At 71.2% G+C, this 18,532-nt stretch carries 20 protein-coding genes and 2 tRNA genes; 12 read left to right on the forward strand and 10 right to left on the reverse strand.

What is annotated here, in order from left to right; translation table 11 throughout:
- Positions 1-16: 16 nt before the first annotated feature.
- Positions 17-496, reverse strand: coding sequence for a heme-degrading domain-containing protein (locus LWJ43_RS20700; protein WP_277333711.1), 480 nt, complete (start codon positions 494-496; stop codon positions 17-19).
- On the reverse strand, positions 493-1,599 hold the full coding sequence (locus LWJ43_RS20705) for a Gfo/Idh/MocA family oxidoreductase (protein ID WP_277333712.1): 1,107 nt from the start codon (positions 1,597-1,599) through the stop codon (positions 493-495). The genes LWJ43_RS20700 and LWJ43_RS20705 overlap by 4 nt, the downstream gene beginning before the upstream one ends.
- Before the next feature lie 56 nt (positions 1,600-1,655).
- Here LWJ43_RS20705 and LWJ43_RS20710 point away from each other — a divergent pair, with 56 nt between their 5' ends.
- The 9 genes from LWJ43_RS20710 (at position 1,656) to LWJ43_RS20750 (ending at position 9,162) form a co-directional block, all read left to right on the forward strand.
- Positions 1,656-2,849 (forward strand): ROK family transcriptional regulator, encoded by a 1,194-nt coding sequence (locus LWJ43_RS20710; protein ID WP_277333713.1) that lies wholly within the window; start codon positions 1,656-1,658, stop codon positions 2,847-2,849.
- Positions 2,850-3,022: 173 nt separating this feature from the next.
- Positions 3,023-3,889 carry a hypothetical protein gene (locus tag LWJ43_RS20715; RefSeq protein ID WP_277333714.1) on the forward strand — a complete coding sequence of 289 codons (867 nt, stop codon included), beginning with the start codon at positions 3,023-3,025 and terminating at the stop codon, positions 3,887-3,889.
- Positions 3,890-4,036: 147 nt separating this feature from the next.
- Positions 4,037-4,831 (forward strand): HAD-IIA family hydrolase, encoded by a 795-nt coding sequence (locus tag LWJ43_RS20720; RefSeq protein ID WP_014156087.1) that lies wholly within the window; start codon positions 4,037-4,039, stop codon positions 4,829-4,831.
- A 66-nt stretch (positions 4,832-4,897) separates the two neighbouring features.
- Complete coding sequence (locus LWJ43_RS20725) at positions 4,898-5,461, forward strand: hypothetical protein (protein ID WP_277333715.1); 564 nt, start codon at positions 4,898-4,900, stop codon at positions 5,459-5,461.
- Position 5,462: 1 nt separating this feature from the next.
- The gene (locus tag LWJ43_RS20730; RefSeq protein ID WP_277333716.1) at positions 5,463-6,140 is read left to right on the forward strand and encodes a class F sortase; all 678 of its coding nucleotides are present in this window, start codon (positions 5,463-5,465) and stop codon (positions 6,138-6,140) included.
- Positions 6,141-7,064: 924 nt separating this feature from the next.
- Entirely contained in the window at positions 7,065-7,400 is a 336-nt protein-coding gene (locus tag LWJ43_RS20735) for a MerR family transcriptional regulator (RefSeq protein ID WP_277333717.1), read from the forward strand.
- A gap of 479 nt (positions 7,401-7,879) precedes the next feature.
- Positions 7,880-8,083, forward strand: coding sequence for a cold-shock protein (locus LWJ43_RS20740; RefSeq protein ID WP_277333718.1), 204 nt, complete (start codon positions 7,880-7,882; stop codon positions 8,081-8,083).
- Between the two features lie 313 nt (positions 8,084-8,396).
- The gene (locus LWJ43_RS20745; RefSeq protein ID WP_277333719.1) at positions 8,397-8,801 is read left to right on the forward strand and encodes a CBS domain-containing protein; all 405 of its coding nucleotides are present in this window, start codon (positions 8,397-8,399) and stop codon (positions 8,799-8,801) included.
- A 49-nt stretch (positions 8,802-8,850) separates the two neighbouring features.
- Entirely contained in the window at positions 8,851-9,162 is a 312-nt protein-coding gene (locus tag LWJ43_RS20750) for an SCO5918 family protein (protein WP_277333720.1), read from the forward strand.
- Between the two features lie 109 nt (positions 9,163-9,271).
- On the opposite strand, the gene LWJ43_RS20755 is transcribed toward LWJ43_RS20750, so the two are convergent.
- Complete coding sequence (locus LWJ43_RS20755; RefSeq protein WP_277333721.1) at positions 9,272-9,631, reverse strand: hypothetical protein; 360 nt, start codon at positions 9,629-9,631, stop codon at positions 9,272-9,274.
- 319 nt (positions 9,632-9,950) lie between these two features.
- Positions 9,951-10,024: transfer RNA gene (locus LWJ43_RS20760), tRNA-Lys, on the reverse strand.
- Between the two features lie 170 nt (positions 10,025-10,194).
- Here LWJ43_RS20760 and LWJ43_RS20765 point away from each other — a divergent pair.
- The 3 genes from LWJ43_RS20765 to LWJ43_RS20775 all read left to right on the forward strand — a co-directional run bounded on the left by LWJ43_RS20765 (position 10,195) and on the right by LWJ43_RS20775 (position 14,104).
- A complete protein-coding gene (locus LWJ43_RS20765; protein WP_277333722.1) occupies positions 10,195-11,478 on the forward strand; it encodes a peptidoglycan-binding protein in 1,284 nt (427 codons plus the stop codon).
- 37 nt (positions 11,479-11,515) lie between these two features.
- Positions 11,516-13,348 carry an SPFH domain-containing protein gene (locus LWJ43_RS20770; protein ID WP_277333723.1) on the forward strand — a complete coding sequence of 611 codons (1,833 nt, stop codon included), beginning with the start codon at positions 11,516-11,518 and terminating at the stop codon, positions 13,346-13,348.
- Between the two features lie 165 nt (positions 13,349-13,513).
- Entirely contained in the window at positions 13,514-14,104 is a 591-nt protein-coding gene (locus tag LWJ43_RS20775; RefSeq protein WP_277333724.1) for a lytic polysaccharide monooxygenase auxiliary activity family 9 protein, read from the forward strand.
- 63 nt (positions 14,105-14,167) lie between these two features.
- Here LWJ43_RS20775 and LWJ43_RS20780 read toward each other — a convergent pair.
- From LWJ43_RS20780 to ehuB, 6 genes are all read right to left on the reverse strand, one after another.
- A tRNA-Lys gene (locus LWJ43_RS20780) sits at positions 14,168-14,241 on the reverse strand.
- 136 nt (positions 14,242-14,377) lie between these two features.
- Complete coding sequence (locus LWJ43_RS20785) at positions 14,378-15,136, reverse strand: IclR family transcriptional regulator (protein WP_277333725.1); 759 nt, start codon at positions 15,134-15,136, stop codon at positions 14,378-14,380.
- Positions 15,137-15,312: 176 nt separating this feature from the next.
- Entirely contained in the window at positions 15,313-16,146 is an 834-nt protein-coding gene (gene ehuA, locus LWJ43_RS20790) for an ectoine/hydroxyectoine ABC transporter ATP-binding protein EhuA (RefSeq protein WP_462100898.1), read from the reverse strand.
- Complete coding sequence (gene ehuD / locus LWJ43_RS20795) at positions 16,136-16,780, reverse strand: ectoine/hydroxyectoine ABC transporter permease subunit EhuD (protein ID WP_277333726.1); 645 nt, start codon at positions 16,778-16,780, stop codon at positions 16,136-16,138. The genes ehuA and ehuD overlap by 11 nt, the downstream gene beginning before the upstream one ends.
- The gene (ehuC, locus tag LWJ43_RS20800) at positions 16,777-17,511 is read right to left on the reverse strand and encodes an ectoine/hydroxyectoine ABC transporter permease subunit EhuC (RefSeq protein WP_277333727.1); all 735 of its coding nucleotides are present in this window, start codon (positions 17,509-17,511) and stop codon (positions 16,777-16,779) included. The genes ehuD and ehuC overlap by 4 nt, the downstream gene beginning before the upstream one ends.
- Before the next feature lie 19 nt (positions 17,512-17,530).
- Positions 17,531-18,433, reverse strand: coding sequence for an ectoine/hydroxyectoine ABC transporter substrate-binding protein EhuB (gene ehuB, locus LWJ43_RS20805; RefSeq protein ID WP_277333728.1), 903 nt, complete (start codon positions 18,431-18,433; stop codon positions 17,531-17,533).
- Between the last annotated feature and the right edge of the window lie 99 nt (positions 18,434-18,532).

Here is an 18,532-nt window from a genome sequence, read left to right on the forward strand (position 1 = left end):
GAGGGTGCGCCTTCCCTCAGTCCTGCGGGCGCGCCGTGAACTGCTCCAGCGCCCGCACCACCAGCGCGTGGTCCTCGGCCTGCGGCAGACCGGACACCGTGACCGAACCGATCACGCCCGCACCCTCCACGGCGATCGGGAACGAGCCGCCGTGCGCGGCGTACACGTCCAGGTCCAGTCGCGAGGACTGCTCGAACGTCGTGCCCTTCGCCCGGAAACGGGTCCCGACGAGGTACGAGCTCTCCCCGTACCGCTCCACGACCCTGCGCTTGCGGTCGATCCAGGCGTCGTTGTCCGCGCTCGAACCCGGCAGCGCCGCGTGGAAGAGCTGCTGGGCGCCCCGCCGGATGTCGATCGCGACCGGGGCGTGCCGCTCACGGGCCAGTGCGACCAGCAGACCGCCCAAGGCGTACGCGTCGTCGTAGCCGAAGCGCGGCAGCGTCAGACGCCGCTCCTGCGCGATCAGCTCGGACACGGTCGGTGCATCGGTGCTCATGCGTGCTGCTCCTCGTCGTCGTGGGGAAGGAGGGTCACGGACACGCCCTCGCGGGCCGAGCGCCGTGCCGCCTCCAGGACGTCGAGCGCGGCGGCGGCCTGCAGCGCCGTCACCGGGTTCTCGCCCTCACCGCGCAGGGCGGAGGCCACAGCGGCGTAGTACGCGGGGTAGTCACCCGGCAGCGTGCGGACCGGGTCGCCGCCGCCGGTCAGCGGGGACTCACCGGAACCGACCCGCCCCCACAGCTCCACGGGCTCCTCGCCCCACGGCTCGCCGGCCGTCGGACGCGCACCCTCGCGCAGAGCCGCCTCCTGCGGGTCCAGGCCGTACTTCACATAGCCGGCCTTCGAACCGAGCACCCTGAACCGCGGGCCGAGCTGCGCCGTGGTGGCGCTCGCGTACAGGTGCGAGCGCACCCCGTTGACGTGTGTGATCGCGATGAAGGTGTCGTCGTCGGCCGCCGCGCCCGGGCGGCGCACATCCGACTCCGCGTACACCTGCACCGCCGGTCCGAACAGGGTGAGCGCCTGGTCGACGACATGGCTGCCCAGGTCGTACAGCAGCCCGCCGATCTCCTCCGGGTCGCCCGACTCGCGCCAGCCGCCCTTCAGCTGCGGGCGCCACCGCTCGAAGCGCGACTCGAAACGCAGCACCTCGCCGAGCTCGCCCTGCTCGATCAGGCCGGCCAGCGTGAGGAAGTCGTTGTCCCAGCGGCGGTTCTGGAACACGGAGAGCAGCAGCCCCCGCTCCGCGGCCAGCGCGGCCAGCTCGCGCGCCTCGGCGGCCGTACCGGCGAGGGGCTTGTCCACGACCACCGGAAGCCCCGCCTCCAGGGCGGCCTTCGCGAGGGGGACGTGGGTCCTGTTCGGCGAGGCGATCACGATCAGGTCCAGCTCGTCCGCGCGCTTCCACAGCTCCTCGGGCGAGGAGACCAGCCGCAGGCCGGGGAACTCGGCGCGGGCCTGAGCCTGCCGCTCCTCGTTCGACGTGACGACCGTGTCGAGGACGAGGCCCCCGGTCGCGGAGACCAGCGGGGCGTGGAAGACGGAACCCGCCAGGCCGTAGCCGACGAGCCCGACGCGGAGAGGAGCGTTGGCAGTCATGCGAACCACTTAAGCAACGCTGTTGCCAAAGTGCAAGCGATGGGGACAATGGTGCGGTGAACAGGAGTAACAGCAGGAGCGACGGGGCGAATCTCCCTGCCCTGCGCCACCACAACGCGTCGCTCGTCCTCGACCTGCTGCGCGTGGCCGGTGAGCAGGGCATCAGCCGGCTGGAGCTCGCCGAGCGCACCGGACTCACCCCGCAGGCCGTCAGCAAGATCACCGCCCGGCTCAGGGCGGAGGGCCTCGCCGCGGAGGCGGGCCGGCTCGCCTCCACCGGGGGCAAGCCCCGCACCGTCCTGCGCCTGGTCCCGGACGCCGGATACGCGGTCGGGCTCCACCTGGACCGCGACGAACTCACCGCCGTCCTCGCCGACCTCGCCGGCACCACGGTCGCGACCCGCGCCTTCCCGCTCGACCTCGGAGCCCCGGCAGCCGAGGTCCTCACCACGGCCGCCCACGCGGTGCAGACGGTACGGGCGGACGCCCCACGGCCCCCCGGGACCGCGGCCCCCCAGGTCTTCGGCGTGGGCGCAGCCCTGCCCGGCCCGCTGGACCACAGGGGCGGGGTGCTGCACCGGGTCACCGGCTTCCCGCAGTGGGACGGCTACCCGCTTCGCGACGCCCTCGCCGAACGGACCGGGCTGCCCGTCGTCGTCGACAAGGACACCAACGCCGCCGCCCTCGGCCTCGCACTGAGGGAGCGGGCCGACGCCGACTTCGCCTATCTCCACCTGGGTACCGGGCTCGGCGCCGGGCTCGTCCTCGGAGGGGCCGTGCACCGCGGAGCCCGCACCGGCGCCGGGGAGTTCGGCCACCAGACGCTCCAACTGGACGGCCCCCCGTGCGACTGCGGCGGACGCGGCTGCATCGAGGCGCTCTGCCTGACGGCCGACTCCCGCGGCGACATCGCCGAGGCGGCCCGGGTCCTCGGAGCGGGCGCCGCCAACCTCGTCGGGCTCCTCGACATCGACCGGGTGGTCCTCGGCGGGCGCACCGTCGCCGCCCACGAGGACGCCTACGTGAGCGGGGTCCGCGCCGTCATCGAGGAGCGCGCGCGGCGGGAGGGCGTCACCGCCGCGGTCCCCGTCACCGTGGCCGGCGGCGGGGACCGGTCCGTCGCGGAGGGAGCGGCCCAGCTGGTGCTCGCCCCGCTCTTCGGCCGGGCCGGGGAGGGCGGCGGCGAGCGGACCCCGGTCGCACAGGGGCGGCAGGGGGGCACCGGGCGGGGCCGATCGAGCGGATCGTGACCCCCGAACGGGCGGTGCACGCCGCCGAGCGATGGCGGCCCCGTGCGCGCGCGTGACAGCGTCGCGCACTGAAACGTGTCGCCATGGCCGTACGTCCGGCCGCGTGTGGCGGTGCCGCCGCCCCAGCGGGTGGCCCCGCCCGGCCGTTCGCGAGCAGCGAAGGGTGATCCACCATGTCCAGCAGACCCCCCGCACGGCTGCGCGACGGCCGTGCCCTCACCCGCCTCGGACTCGCCGCCGGGCTGGTCGTCCCGGTGAGCCTCCTCGGTGTCCCGGCCGCCGTCGCCATCCCGGTCACCGTGCCCGCCGCGACCGGTGCCGTGGCCCTCGGGGCCCCGGACCTTCCCGCCTGCGGCGATCCGGACGCCGAGGACTTCCCCATCGAGACACGGATCCACGGTGGCCCCGACACCTACGCCTCCGGCGGCGGCTACGGGACCTGGTTCCTCGACCTCACCAACACGACCTCTGAGTCGTGCCACTCCATCCACCCCGTCCTGGTGCTCACCGACGAGGACCGGACGCTCACGGCCGAGCAGATCCAGCTGGAGTTCACCGAGCGGGCGCACCCCGACGAGGAACACCGGGTGAGCTGGGAGTCCACCGACCGTGACGAACAGATCGGCGTCTTCGGCAGCGGGGAGCACGACGACGACTTCCCCGGCTTCACCGTCCCCGCGAAGCAGACCGTGACGGTCGAGGTCCGGATGGCGTTCACCTCCGACACCCGGCCGGGCGAGGTCACGGCCCACGCCGCCATCGTCCAGCGGCGCACCGCCGAGGACGACGCGGAGCGGACCGGCGGCGACGGGGACTGGGTGGGTGAGTCCGCCGCCTACTCCTTCGTCGTCGTCGACGGCGGAATCGAGGCGCCGGGGGACGACGGGGCCACGATGGACGCGGAGGGCGACCCCGTGCCGGAACTCGCCCGCACCGGCCAGGCCCGCGCGCTCCGGGCCGGTCTCGCCGCCGTCACGCTCGTCCTCACCGGAGCGGCCGCCCTGCTCTGGTCCCGGCGCCTGCGCGCAGGACGCCGCTGATCATCCGGTACGCCAGGTCTGTGTGATCAACCGGTTCCGTCCGCAAGAACGGGCAGCCTAAAATCGGGGGCGTCGGCGCTGCACAACGCGGTGCCGCCGGCGTCCAGCACCTCTGAGTGCACAGCGCGTACGGCAGGAGCCCGTCACATGGCAGAGCGCAAGCCGATCGAATCCTGGCTGACCGACATGGACGGTGTCCTCATCCACGAGGGCACGCCGATCCCCGGGGCCGACGCCTTCATCAAGCGGCTGCGGGATTCCGGACTGCCCTTCCTGGTCCTCACCAACAACTCCATCTACACCGCCCGCGACCTGCACGCGCGCCTCAAGCGCATGGGGCTGGACGTGCCCGTGGAGAACATCTGGACCTCCGCCCTGGCCACCGCCCAGTTCCTCGACGACCAGCGGCCGCGCGGCACGGCGTACGTCATCGGCGAGGCGGGCCTCACCACGGCGCTGCACGACATCGGCTACGTGCTCACCGACCACGAGCCCGATTACGTCGTTCTCGGGGAAACCCGCACCTACAGCTTCGAGGCACTCACCAAGGCGATCCGGCTGATCAACGGCGGTGCCCGCTTCATCTGCACCAACCCCGACGAGACCGGCCCGTCCGCCGAGGGCCCGCTGCCCGCGACCGGTTCCGTCGCGGCGCTGATCACCAAGGCCACCGGCAAGGCGCCGTACTTCGCGGGCAAGCCCAACCCGCTGATGATGCGGACCGGGCTCAACGCGATCGGCGCCCACTCCGAGACCTCCGCCATGATCGGCGACCGGATGGACACCGACGTGCTGGCCGGCCTGGAGGCGGGGATGCAGACCTTCCTGGTCCTCACCGGCCTGACCACGGAGGCCGACATGGACCGCTACCCGTTCCGGCCCTCCACGGTGGTCGACTCGATCGCGGACCTCGTCGACCTGGTCGACCTGCCCATGCCGTGACCCGAGCGGGCTACAGCGGATGCGGGACGGCCTCGCAGGCGTGAACCTTCCTTCAGGAGGTTTACGATGCGTTCACTGCCCCTCACTTTCTGTGCCGCGATCGTGGCCGGGACGATAGCCCTTCCCACGTCCGCCGCACTGGCCGCTCCGCAGGCCGACGACCCCTCGGGCGAGAAGCGTCCGGGAACGGTCTCGGTCAGCCCGTCCCGTGTCTCCCCCGGCGGGGAGGTGGAACTCCGGGTCGACGTCTGTGGCAAGGACAGGTCGGCCCGAGGCAACTCCGAGGCCTTCGCCTCGGAAGCGCGCTTCGAACCGGCCGACGGCAAAGGCCTCGTCGCCCACGCCCGGATCCGTTCGGACGCCGCACCCGACGACTACGAGATCTGGGTGACCTGCAAGGACGGCCACGGCAAGGCCACCGGCACGGTCACGGTCGTCCATCACGGCCGCCCCTCGCCCGTCGCCCCCGTACGGGCCGGCGGTGGAGGCACCGCGGTGCTCGCCGAGGAGGCCGCTGCCGACGAGGGCCCCGGCACCCGGCACGCGGTGATCGGTCTCGGACTGGGCGCCGTCGCGGCCGTCGCCGTCGCGTTCCGCGGCGTGCGCCGCCGTCGCTCGGCGCTCCACTGACATGTCCGCCCCGGAGCGCCCCGCCGGAACCGGCCGCCTGCTGACGGGTGTCACCTGGGCCGTTCTCCTGCTGGGGCTGTGGCTGTGGGGCCGCGCCGCCACCGCCGGCAACTCGGCCCCGACGACCGGTGACGTCGCCGCGGTCGGCCGCCCCCTGGGCGTACCACTGCCCCCGGCCCACGATCCGCTCGACGGAGCCGCGCCGCAGCGGGTCCAGATCCCCTCCGTCGGGATCGACGCGACCGTCGTGCCGCGCGGCCTCGACGCCGAAGGGGCGATCGAGCCCCCGCCGTTCGAGACGCCGAAGGCCGTCGGCTGGTATGCGGACGGCACCGAACCGGGGACGGAGGGCGCCGCTCTCTTCGTCGGTCATGTCGACACCGAGACGAAGCCCGCCGTGTTCTACGGGCTCAGTGCCGCGAAGCCCGGCGAGAAGGTCCGGGTGAGCCGGTCCGACGGGAAGACCGCCGAGTTCACCATCGACGACGTGCAGGTCTTCACCCGGGAACGTTTCGACGCGCAGAAGGCGTACGGACCGCGTGAGGACGGGCGGGCGGAGCTGCGGCTGATCACCTGCGGCGGTACGTACGACCACAAGTCCCGTGCGTACACGGCCAATGTCGTCGTCTCCGCGTACCTGACGGCGGAGAAGTCCGCGCGGGAGTCCCGCACCACCTGACGTGCCACGTCCGAACCGCCCGCGACGGGACACCTGGCCCGGTCGGCGTCCGCTCCCCCTCGGAGTCGCCGGCCGGGCCGGTCCTCGACCGCAGGCGTCCGGGCCGCGGGAGTGGCCCGGACACGGCGCGGGAGGTCGGGCCGTGCACTGACACGACACTGTAGGGCGACGACGCCCGGAGCCCCGAGTGGTTCCGGCAGGATGTCCGGATCCGGGCGGGAGCGTTTCGCGGGCCGGCCGGGCCTGCGGCCGGTGAGCCCGCCGGCACGAGGGGCGGCGGATCAGGGCGGTCAGGCCGGGATCGGCCGAAACCTCCGGTGCCACCGTTCGGTTCGCGCTCCGCCGCGCATCGGTGGCGCATGCCACGACTGACCCGTGGCAGATACCGACTATCTCATCACCCAGGTTCCGGAAATCTATGTCGGCGGGAGTAGACATTGGGTCATGACGTGGATATGGTTTCTCTCGTAGCCAGAGAGACGGCAGGGCCCGGCAGAGACGAACTGCCGGGCGGCAGCATCCGCAGTGAGCAGGACGGTACGGCGGTGGAGTTCCGAAGCCATGGTTGTTGCAGGGCGGCGACGGGACTGACGGCCGGACCGGGTGGCCCGCAGTCGTCAGGGGCCGCCGTGAGCAGTACCAGATGTACGCAAGTGATTGATCCAGAGGGAAGGACGGAGGAACCAGGCGCCATCAGGATCGCCCGGGTGGAAGCGTTGAGCCCGGGTACCGCAGGACATCGATAGTGAGGTGGTCTCCGGTCAAGCAACCGCGATCCCCGCGTACCCGACAGCTTCCAGGTCGGGTCGGCGGAAACAGAGGGCCGACGCAGTAACCACGGTCGGCAGGTGGTGTAGTTGTTTCTTCGGGGCCCGGGTGCCGTACGGCACCCGGGCCCCTCGAGCGTTCCACAGAGAGGTGTACATGACAGCAGGCGACTCGTTCGGTCGTCTCGACGACGACGACTACCCCGCCTACACCATGGGCCGGGCCGCCGAGATGCTCGGCACCACGCAGGGCTTCCTCCGCGCCGTCGGCGAAGCTCGCCTGATCACCCCGCTCCGTTCCGAGGGTGGACACCGGCGCTACTCCCGCTACCAGTTGCGCATCGCCGCCCGAGCCCGGGAACTCGTCGACCAGGGCACACCCATCGAAGCCGCCTGTCGCATCGTCATCCTCGAAGACCAGCTCGAAGAAGCCCAGCGCATCAACGCCGAATACCGCGCCGCCGCTTCGGGGAACCCGACGGCCGCGGGCTGAGACGGTCCGGCCCTCCGTCCGGCACGCCATGAACGCCGGTCGGCGGGTGTGGCGGAATCGGGACGGAGGGCGGCGGCCCTGAACGCATCAGGGCGGGTTCGCCGGTCGCGTCGGACGGGGGCGGGCGCCGCCGCGGTACCCGTGCCCGCCGAAGCGCAGGTGGGGCCACTGCTTCCGGGAACACTGTGTCGCGCGTGAGGCAATATCTATTACCGCGGGACGAGAGTTAAATGCGCCGCGCGGGCAGCGTGTTTATCACAGCGAACGAATTTGCTCTACCGGCCGTACGCGGGTCACTACCTCGTGCTACTCTCGGTCGCAGTTGCAGTTGTGGTTCCCGAAAACTTCAACGCGTGCGCCGACAGTTACTCGCGGAAGCGTTTTTATATATCCGGTTTTTCTCCGGGTGGGGCATCATCGCGGCGACCCGGTATCCGTGATTGCGGGTGTCGGCGTACTGCCCCGCAAGGAGACAAGACATGGCGTCCGGCACTGTGAAGTGGTTCAACGCGGCCAAGGGTTTCGGCTTCATCGAGCAGGACGGTGGAGGCGCTGATGTGTTCGCACACTTCTCGAACATCGCCGCCCAGGGCTTCCGTGAGCTGCTCGAAGGCCAGAGGGTCACCTTCGACATCGTGCCGAGCCAGAAGGGCCCGACGGCCGAGAACATCGTTCCCGCCTGACGTCGGCGCGCACGTGCAGCTGGGGCCCGCATCCCTCGGGGTGCGGGCCCCAGCTGCGGGAATTTCCTCCAGTGATGCCATCTGTGGGGCAGAGTCGCTCCCAGCTCTTCTCCAGGGGTCCACGCTGTTTCGGGGCCGCGCGGGCCGAAATCCGGTATCTCGCACCCGAGGGCGGCACCCATTTTCATCGTCTGCGCCCCGCACGGAATCAACCGCATGGCGACTTCGCTTTCGAATTCGATTCCGGCCCGTGGGCGGCGGCCTGAAAACCTTTGTGATCAGGAAATGTACCCACCACTGCCGGAGGCACCCTTTGACGCTGGTTCAGATGCAGTCCCGCTCGACAGACGGCACCCGCTCACACAGGACTGCGGCAGACCCGGCGGACCCGGGCGCACCGCAGGTGTGCGACGACATGACCATCGAAGTCGCTCTGGCCGTCATGGCCGGGGCCCGCACGGGGCACCTGGTCGTCTGCGACAACGACGGCCTGTGCGTCCACCTGGTCACCCTGGACCAGCTCACCGCGGTCCGTGACAGTTCCGCGTACACGGACCGGGTCCAGCTGCGTGACATCCTCGGCGACAGTGGGCCGTTCACCTCACCCGTGACCACGGTCGTCGCGACCGAGGACGCGCTCCTGGACCGCCGGCTCACGGCACTGCCGGTCGTCGCGCACCAGGGCAGCGCTCGGGGCCTCCTCGCCGTTGCCCGCTGAACCGCCTCACCGCGGTGGAACCATCCTCTCCTTCTCCCTGTGAGGCATCATGCGCTGTGTCATCGCCCGCTTCCCGTTCGACCTCACCAAGAGCGGCGTCATGGAAGCGATGAAGGGCGTCAAGCCCGAACAGGTCACCGGCGAGTCCGTGATCATCGGCCGCCGCACCTACCCGGTCAAGCAGGTCGGGCAGCTCATCACGGGCCAGGACCGCCGCGATTTCAGCGCCGGTGAAGTTCTCCGGGCCATGACCCGGCTCGGCTTCACCTGCCCCGGACCGCGTCAGGACGCCGAGGCCAAGCCTGTCCTCAGCCCGCTCCAGCATGCTTCCGAGATGCTCGGCGCCCCTGCCGCCGTCTGACCGACGGGCAGCCCGCGCCGCCGACTGAACAACGGTGAGGGTCCGGCCGGCATCCGCCGGCCGGACCCTCACCCTTGCCGCGTGGCCCGTCGGCACGCGGCGCGGTGTCTCACTGGTCGGAGTAGCTGAAGTCGCCCACCGTCCAGGCGCTGACGTCTTCGATCGCCACGCGGTACATGCCGCCTGTCTCCGGGATCCCCACCGTGCCCTGCAGAATGCGCGCCACATGGAAATGCAGATGTGTGGGCGCCTTCTCCTCGGATGCCCGAGTGGTGAAGGCGGCGGAGAACGCATTGAGGCGCGCCGAGTCCGCGAGGACCTCGGACACCCGCTGCCTCCAGACGGCTTCAGGAGCCAGCCGACCCGTGATGACAGCGCCGCCGGCAACCACGGTCAGAGTCATCTGGTTGCTGTGCCCGGACTCCACCAAGGCCGCGACTTCGACAAGCAGTTCGTCAGGTTTCGACATGACAAGCGATTCTAGTCAACGCCGCTCGTCCCGCGTCGCGGCCTCCCGGCATGCGGATGCGGAGGGAACCCGCGGCTGGGCCGTCCGGGAAGGAGGCCTGGTGCCGCCGGTCGGCCGACGCGGTCGACGTCATGGGCACCCGCCCGCACGCGGTGGCCCTGCATGACTCCTGCCTGTGCGCACGGCGGTGGGGTCTCTGCCCGTGACACCGCTGATCCGTGTCCGTCCCTCGCCCCGGAGACTCGCGGATGCCCGCTCCGCGCCGTCGTGCACAGCAGCGAGGCCCCCTCACACTCGGTGAGGGGGCCTCGCTTTGGCGTGCGCCGTCAGGGACTCGAACCCCGGACCCGCTGATTAAGAGTCAGCTGCTCTAACCAACTGAGCTAACGGCGCCTGCTGACCTGGAGAACTTTACCCGACGTGCGGGACTGCTCCTGACCAATTCCTCTTCGATGCGGCCTGTCGGATGGTCGTTTTGTCCCTTTAGTCAGTCAACATGAGATATGCCGTGAATGTTGATCGATGGAAGATCTGGACGACTGCCGAAGGGAAAGAGGAGCCGCATGACTGTGCCGGTCTTCGAGGAGTACGAACCCCCTGACGACTGCGGCTGTCCGGGCTGCGCCCGGCGTCGTCGTACCGCCGCGACGCTGCCCGTACGGCATGGTGGCCACCGCGGCGCGCACGGCGCGCGGCGGGCGCTGGTCATGGTCACCGCGGCCGGCGTGGTCCTGTCCTGCGGGGCGGGCCAGGCCGCCGCGACCGCCGCCGGACGGGGCGCGCGCGCCGACACGGCGGTGGACCCACAGCCGGGCAGTCCGCAGGGCGCGGTGGGGCCCCTCAGTGGCAGTGGAGCCTCGGGACCGCCCTCCGCCCCGGGCACCGCGCAGCGCACGACGACCCGGACCGACATCGTCAACCGCGCCCAGAAGTGGGTGACGGCGAAGGTCCCGTACGACATGGCGGCGTACTGGTCGGACGGCTACCGCCAGGACTGCTCGGGTTTCGTGTCGATGGCGTGGAACCTCGGCACGAACGAGTGGACCGGCAGCCTCGCCGACTTCGGTACGAAGATCGCCCGAGCCGATCTGGAGCCCGGCGACATCCTCCTCTTCCACAATCCGGCGGACCCCTCGGTGGGATCGCACGTCACGGTCTTCGGCGGCTGGACCGACCTCACGCACACCCACTACCTCGCCTACGAGCAGACCAGCCCGCACGCGAGGAAGGCGACGACGCCGATGGCGTACTGGAGCAACTCCTCGAAGTACGTCGCCTACCGCTACAAGGGGATCGTCAGCGGCGCGAGCGGCAGCGGGTCGACCGGGTTCCCCGGGGCCTCGAAGTTCGGCCCCGGGAAGAACAACGCGCACGTGACCCGGCTCGGGCAGCTGCTGATCGCCCAGGGCGGCAAGCGCTTCTACACGACGGGTGCGGGGCCGCGCTGGAGCGACGCGGACAAGCGGGCGACGCAGGCGTTCCAGCTGGCACAGGGGTGGAAGGGCGAGGAGGCGGACGGCCTCCCGGGCCCGGGCACCTGGAGCCTGCTGGTCAAGGGCACCGGGCACAGGATCCCCGCCGCCGGGACCGGCAGCACCCCGGGCGGCACCGTGGCCTACCCGGGGAAGAGGTTCTTCGCTCCCGGGCAGTCCAACGACCACGTGCGGAAGCTCGGTGACCGGCTGGTGAAGAGGGGATACGGCACGCACTACGTGACGGGCCCCGGCCCGCACTGGACGGAGGCGGACCGCCGCAACGTCGAGGCGTTCCAGCGTGCCCAGGGCTGGAGCGGCAGCGCGGCCGACGGCTATCCGGGACCGGAGACATGGCGGCGGCTCTTCGCGTGACGGCTGAAGTGACGGAACGGACATGACGGAGGCGGGAATGCGATCCACGGAGAACGTACGGGGCGAGTGGGACGAGCTGGGCGAGCGGGAGACGCGGGTGCTCGTGCCCGGGCCCGGCACGGGGGGCGCGCCGGGGCAGGCGGTGACGGGCGACCACGGGGTACGCCTCCCGGAGCCCGGCGCGGAGCCGGAGCCGGTGGTGGTGGTGGTTCCGCCGGATGCCCCGGTGGACGCCGTGCCTCCGGAGGAAGTACCGGCGGCGGCTGATCCCCTCGTGGAGGAGGCGCTTCCCGCGGTGGATGCCCCGCCTTGCGCGACGGCGGCATGCTCCGGGTGCCCGGAGCACCCGGAATCCTCCCCGGAGCCCGGGCCCGCGGCCGTGGCGGACGAGGACGTCCCGGCCGATCTGGGACCGGCCCTGGACGCGGTGGCAGTGGTCGGCCTGGCCGCACCGGTGGAACTCGATCTCGACGTGGGTGCGGGGCCGGAACCCGGTCCGAGTGCGCCGGCCCCGGGCCCGCGTCCCGGACCGGTGCCGCCGGAGCCGCTGTTGCCGCAGCCGGCGCTGATGGAGCAGGTGCCGGATTCGCTGCCCGGCACGGTGGCGGACCCCGGCGAGGGCGCGGAGGAGGACCCCGGTGGCGGGGTGCCTGGCCTCGGGAGGACCGCGCCCGGTACGCCCCGGCTGTCCGGTGACGAGATGGGCGCCCCCGTGGCGCTCACCGTCGGTGCCGCGGACCCGGTCGCCTGGTGGGGTACCGCGCGGCGGCAGCCCGTCATCGCCACCGAGACCACCGCGACCATCCCCGTGCACCTGCTCTTCCGCGACGACGGCCCCGGCACCAGGGTCGCCGGCCCGGGCGGCACCACCGCGGGGACCGGCGCCGCGCGGCGCCCCGGCGACCGCCGTCCCCCCGTGCCGCGATCGCCCCAGGTGCAGGCTCCCACCAGGCCCTCACCCCTCGCCGACCCCCGGCTCACCGAGCGGCCCGGCCCCGTGCTGCCCGGGTGGGCCGCGCTGTTCACGGCGGCCGCCGGGGTGGCCGCCGGGCTCGCCGTGCTGTGGTGGCAGGGCGCGCTGCCCGCCGCCGTGACCGGCCGGCTCGGACTGGGGGCGCGTCCGGACGGCGGCATCGGGACCGGGGCCTGGGCCCTGCTCGCCCTGCTGGTGGTCGTGGTGCTGTTCACGTGCTGCGGTCTGGGGCGGGGCCGGGCCGGACACGCCTCGGTGCTGACACTCTGCGGCGGCTACCGGGGGAGCGTCCGGCGCACCGGCCTCCTCTGGATCTCCCCGCTGCTGCGGCGCCGACGGATCGACGTGCGCCTGCGGCACTGGCGCAGCGAGCCGCTGCCCGCCGTGGACGCCAGCGGCACCGCGCTGCGGGTCGAGATCCTCGTCGTCTGGCGGGTGAAGGACACCGCGCGCGCCGCGCTCGGCGTCGCGGACCACGAGCGCTATCTGCGCGACCAGGTGGAGGCGGCCCTGGCCCGGGTCCTCTCGCAGCTGCCCGCCGACGCCTTCCACGAGGACACCCACACCCTCCGCGACGCGGAGGCGGTGGGCGACGCCCTGACCCGGATGCTGAAGGCGGACTGCGCGCCCGTGGGCGTCGAGGTGTACTCCGCGCAGCCGACCGGTATCGAGTACGCCCCGGAGGTCGCCGCGGCGATGCGGCGGTGCCGGGTGGCGGCCATCGACGCGAAGCACCGGGACGGGGTGCTGACCTCCGTGGTCGACGCCGTGGACGACACGGTCGGCAGGCTGACGGCACGCGGCATCGTCGAGCTCGACGCCTACGAGCACAAGGCGCTGGTCAGAGATCTGACGGTGGCCTTCTACACCGGCCGGAGCGGTGGGGACGGGGTGTGACCGCCTCCGGTCGCCCGGGGGCGCGCCGAAACCCGGCCCACATCGGTCTGGACATGTCCATGTCGTGTCAATAATCTGGACTTGGTCTAGACCGCACGGGCGGTACGCGCGGCACCGCTCCGGACATCCCCAGAACTTCCCCCACGTTCTCGAGGAGCGACACTCATGCGGAAAAGGGCAAGCGCGGCCGTCATCGGCCTGGCGATAGCGGGCGTCTCCATGTTCGCGACCGGCAGCGCCACCAGTCACGGCTACACGGATTCCCCCATCAGCCGGCAGAAGCTCTGTGCCAACGGCACGGTCGCCAACTGCGGCAACATCCAGTGGGAGCCGCAGAGCGTCGAGGGGCCCAAGGGCTTCCCGGCGGCAGGACCGGCGGACGGCAGGATCTGCTCCGGCGGGAACAGCCAGTTCGCCCAGCTCGACGACCCGCGCGGTGGGGCCTGGCCCGCCACCAAGGTCACCGCGGGGCAGGGCTACAGCTTCCGCTGGCAGTTCACCGCCCGGCACTCCACGAGCGACTTCCGGTACTACATCACCAAGAACGGCTGGGACTCCACCAAGCCGCTCACCAGGGCCGCCCTGGAATCGCAGCCCTTCATGACGGTGCCGTACGGGAACCAGCAGCCCCCGGCGACGCTGACGCACCAGGGCTCGATGCCCACCCAGAAGACCGGCAGGCACATCGTCCTGGCCGTCTGGAACGTCGCGGACACCACCAACGCGTTCTACGCGTGCTCCGACGTCCAGTTCTGACAGGACGCGGCACGAAGCACAGTGGGCGGTCTCCCGGAAGGAGACCGCCCACTGTGGTGTCTGTGCGCCGTCAGGGACTCGAACCCCGGACCCGCTGATTAAGAGTCAGCTGCTCTAACCAACTGAGCTAACGGCGCCTGCTGACTCGAAAATAATACCTGGTCCCCAGGGGTGCTGATGACACGCGCCCGCACCCTGCCGCACTCCGCCCGGAAGCCCCACGCCCCTGGGCCCGGCGCCGCCCCGGGTGGACGCGGGCAGGACGATCCCCGCTCAGAGGGCCAGTGACAGCAGGACCGGTGCCGCGCGCCGGTTCAGGGTGGCCGCGGCGGCCCGCAGCCGGTGCGCGTGCTCGATCGGCAGGGACAGGGCCAGGCAACCGGCCGACGAGCCCGCCGTCAGCGGGACGGCCGCGCACACCGTGCCCACGGCGTACTCCTGCAGATCGAGCACCGGCACCGTCGCCGGCTGGCTGTCCAGCTTCGAGAAGAGCACCTTCTCGCTCGTGATCGTCCGGGACGTCAGCCGCGCGATCCGGTGGCGTGCCATGTGGTCGCGGCGGCCGTTCTGGTCGAGCTGTGTCAGCAGGCACTTGCCGATCGCGCTGGCGTGCGCCGCCGAGCGGAAGTCCACCCACTCGTTGACGGCGGGCGTGCGCGGTCCGTCGGCCACCTGTGTGACGCGGATCTCGCCGTCGACGTAGCGGCTGACGTAGACCGCCGCGCCGACCGAATCCCGCAGCTGCACCAGCGTCTGCTGGAGCTTCGCCTCCAGGGCCCGCCTGCGGGCGGTGCCGGAGCCGAGCTCCAGCAGCGAGGATCCGGCGACGTACGCGCCGTCGGCGATCTGCTCGACGTACCCCTCGCGGCGCAGGGTCAGCAGGAGAGGGGCCAGATGCCCGGCAGGGAGGCCCGTCTCCCGGGAGATCCGGGCCGTCGTCACCCCGTCGCCGTGCGCGGACACCGACTCCAGCACCCGCAGGGCGTAGTGCACCGAATGGAACGGCGCCTGCGGCTCGGGCTTCAACGCCACGGTTCCCCCTCCAGGGCCTCTACCAGGTTGTGACCGGAAGCTCGCGGTCCACGATAGTCGCCAAGTGGCCGAATTACAGGCCCTGTAGAGGAGTTGGCGTCACACCCCGGCTCCGTCAGCTGGGGCGCATCCGGTCGGCATATGCCGTTGTCATGAGCTTCACGCCGAAGGGGAGGTCACAGCACCGCGTTGAGGAACTCGCGCGTACGTTCGTGCTCGGGGTCGGTGAATATTTTCTCCGGTGTGCCGGACTCCACGACCCGTCCCGCGTCGAACATCAGGACCTTCTCCGAGACGTCCCGGGCGAAGTTCATCTCGTGGGTCACGCAGAGCATCGTGATGTCGGTGGTCCTGGCGATGTCGCCCAGCAGGTCCAGCACCCCGGCGACGAGTTCGGGGTCGAGGGCCGACGTCACCTCGTCGAGCAGCAGGATCTCCGGCCGCATGGCCAGCGCCCTGGCGATGGCGACGCGCTGCTGCTGACCGCCGGAGAGCTGGGAGGGGTGGGCGTCGACCTTCCCGGAGAGCCCGACCAGGTCGAGCAGCTCCCGGGCCCGCGACTCCGCCTCGTCCTTGTCCATGCCGAGGACGTTGACCGGCGCCTCGGTGATGTTCTGGAGGACCTTCATGTTCGGGAAGAGATTGAACTGCTGGAAGACCATCCCGATCTTCTTCCGGGACTCGCGCAGCTCCTTCTCGCCCGCGGGCCTCAGCGAACCGTCCGGCCTGCGCACGTGCGAGAGGGGCGAGCCGTCCACCCAGATCACGCCGTCACTGACCTTCTCCAGCGTCATCAGCAGCCGCAGGATGGTGGTCTTGCCCGATCCGCTGGGCCCGATCAGCGTGACGTGCTCGCCGCGCCGCACGCCGAAGTCCAGCTCGTCCAGGACCACGTGGTCGCCGTAGCGCTTGACGACCTTGTCGAAGCGGACGAGCGGCTCGACACCGGTGAGCAGCGGGTCCGCAGCCGCGTCGGTGACCTTCTCGAGGGGGGCGGGTTCAGTGGCCAAGGCGCTTCTCCAGCTTTCTCATCAGCAGCGACGTGGGGTAGCTCGCGACCAGGAAGACCAGTCCGGCGAGTGTGAATGCCTCGGTGTAGGCGAAGTGGTCGGCGCCGTAGCCGCGGGCCTCGAAGACCATTTCGTGCACCGTGATCACGGCGAGGAAAGGGGTCTCCTTGAACATCGAGATCGCGTAGTTGCCGAGTGCGGGCAGCACGTTGCGCACCGCCTGCGGCAGGATCACGGCCCGCCAGGTCCGGCGGGGCGACATCGAGAGCGCCCGGCAGGCCTCCCACTGGCCCTTCGGCACGCCGTCGATCCCGGCCCGGTACACCTCGGAGGTGTACGTGGCGTAGTGGACGCCCAGGACCACGATGCCGATCGTCAGCGGTTCCACGGAGGTGAAGAGGGCCGCCGCGCCGACCAGCTGGACCAGCAGAGGGGTGGCGCGCACGAACTCCATCACCGCCTTCACGGGCACCGTCACGAACCGGGAGGGCGCACGGCCGGCCACGGCGATGGCGAGCCCGAGCACCGCCGCCACGAGCGTGCCGAGCACGGTGGCGAGCAGGGTGACCCGGAATCCTTCGAGCAGCAGGGGAAGGGCGTCCCCGGCGGCGTCCCAGTCGAATGTCCGGTTCACCGGGCACCTCCGGCCGTGGTGACGGCTTCCGCCGTGCGGGTCCTGAACAGGCCGCGCCCGCCGGTGTGGAGGCCGAGCCGGCGCTTGGCCGACCGCTCCAGCAGGTTCATCAGCAGGGTCAGTGTGTAGGCGAGCACGAAGTAGACGACCAGCAGCAGCAGATACGCGGTGACGGTCTCACCGGTGAGGCTGCGGATGTGCTCGATCGTGGTCATGAAGTCGGCGGCGGAGATCAGCCACAGCAGCGGCGTGCACTTCAGCAGCTGGATCAGCAGGTTGGTGAAGGGCGGGATCATCTGCACCCATGCCTGGGGCAGGATCACCTTCCGCATCCGGTGCAGCGGCGTCATGTTCAGCGCCACGGCCGCCTCGTACTGGGCGCGGGGCACGGAGTTGACCGCGCCGCGCACGATCTCGGCGCCGTACGCCCCGTAGTTCAGGCCGAACGCGACGACACCGCAGAGCAGCGGGGTCAGCTCGTAGCCCGTCAGCTGAGGCATGGCGTAGTAGAGCCAGAACAGCTGGATGTACAGCGAGGTGCCGCGGAAGAACTCCACGACGGTCCGGGAGACCCCGCGCACCAGCAGCAGCCTGCTGCCGGCCGCCAGACCCAGGGTGAACGACAGGAGGAGGGTGAGCAGGGAGCCCAGGACGGTGGCCTGGGCCGTCACCCACAGGCCGGCGCCGACCTGGGGCAGTTCGTCGAGAAGGGTGGAGAAGAAGTCACTCATACGGTGTGGTCCGCCCTTGTCAGCCCTTGCACAGGTCGGCCGTCTTGAGTGTGGCCGGCGGGATCTCGGTGGCGCCGAAGCCGTAGTCCTGGAGCAGTTCGACGTAGCGCGACCGGTCCGAGACGATCTTCTTGAGCTCGCGGTTGAAGGAGTCGCGCAGGTCCTCGTTGCCCTGGCGGAAGACCGCGCCGCCCGGGGAGAACTGCTGCTCGCCGTCCAGCTCGGGGACGAACGCCTCGGTGACCTCGGTGTCCGGGTTGGTCTTGGCGAGCCAGCGCAGCGAGATGCCGGTGAGCAGGAAGGCGTCGATCCGGCCGCCCTTGACGGCGTCCGCGCCGTCCTGCGGCTTCTGCAGCGTCTTGATCTTGCCCTCGGCGATGCCCGCGCCCTTGGCGTACGAGGCCTCGACCGCGCCCGACATCACGCCGACGGTGATCCCCGCCGCCTTCGCGGACGCCAGGTCGGTGACCTTCCTCGGGTTGCCCTTCTTCACCATCAGGGCGGTGGGGGAGATGAACTCCGGCTCGGAGAAGAGGGCGTTGGCGCACCGCTCGGGGGTGATCGCCATGCCCGCGCTGACCACGTCGTACTTGCCCGCCTGCAGGCCGGGGATGAGGCCGTCCCACTCCGAGAGGGTGGGCTTCAGCTCGTCGACGCCGAGCGCCTTGAATATCTCCCGGTGCAGGGTGGGGGCCTCTCCCTTGAGCTCCTTGCCCTCCATGAAGCCGTACGGGGCCTCGTTGGCGTACGCGACCCGGACGAAGCCCTGCTTGCGGAGCTTGTCGAGCGCGCCCTCACCGTCAGCGGCGCCGGCGTCGGTCTTGCTGCACGCGGAGAGCAGGCCCGGAACGACGAGCAGACCTCCCACGGCCGCGGATCGATTGAGGAAGCCCCGGCGGGACAGGTGAGGGAAGTCAGCCATGGTTCGCGGTCTCCTGGAGAAATCGGGGATGTTCGAACGGTCCGGACAGGGTGAGCACCTGCCCGATCCGGGGCGCCTATGCAGCAAGCGCCGCCATGT

The sequence above is a fragment of the Streptomyces sp. JH34 genome, from assembly GCF_029428875.1.
Taxonomy (GTDB): domain Bacteria; phylum Actinomycetota; class Actinomycetes; order Streptomycetales; family Streptomycetaceae; genus Streptomyces.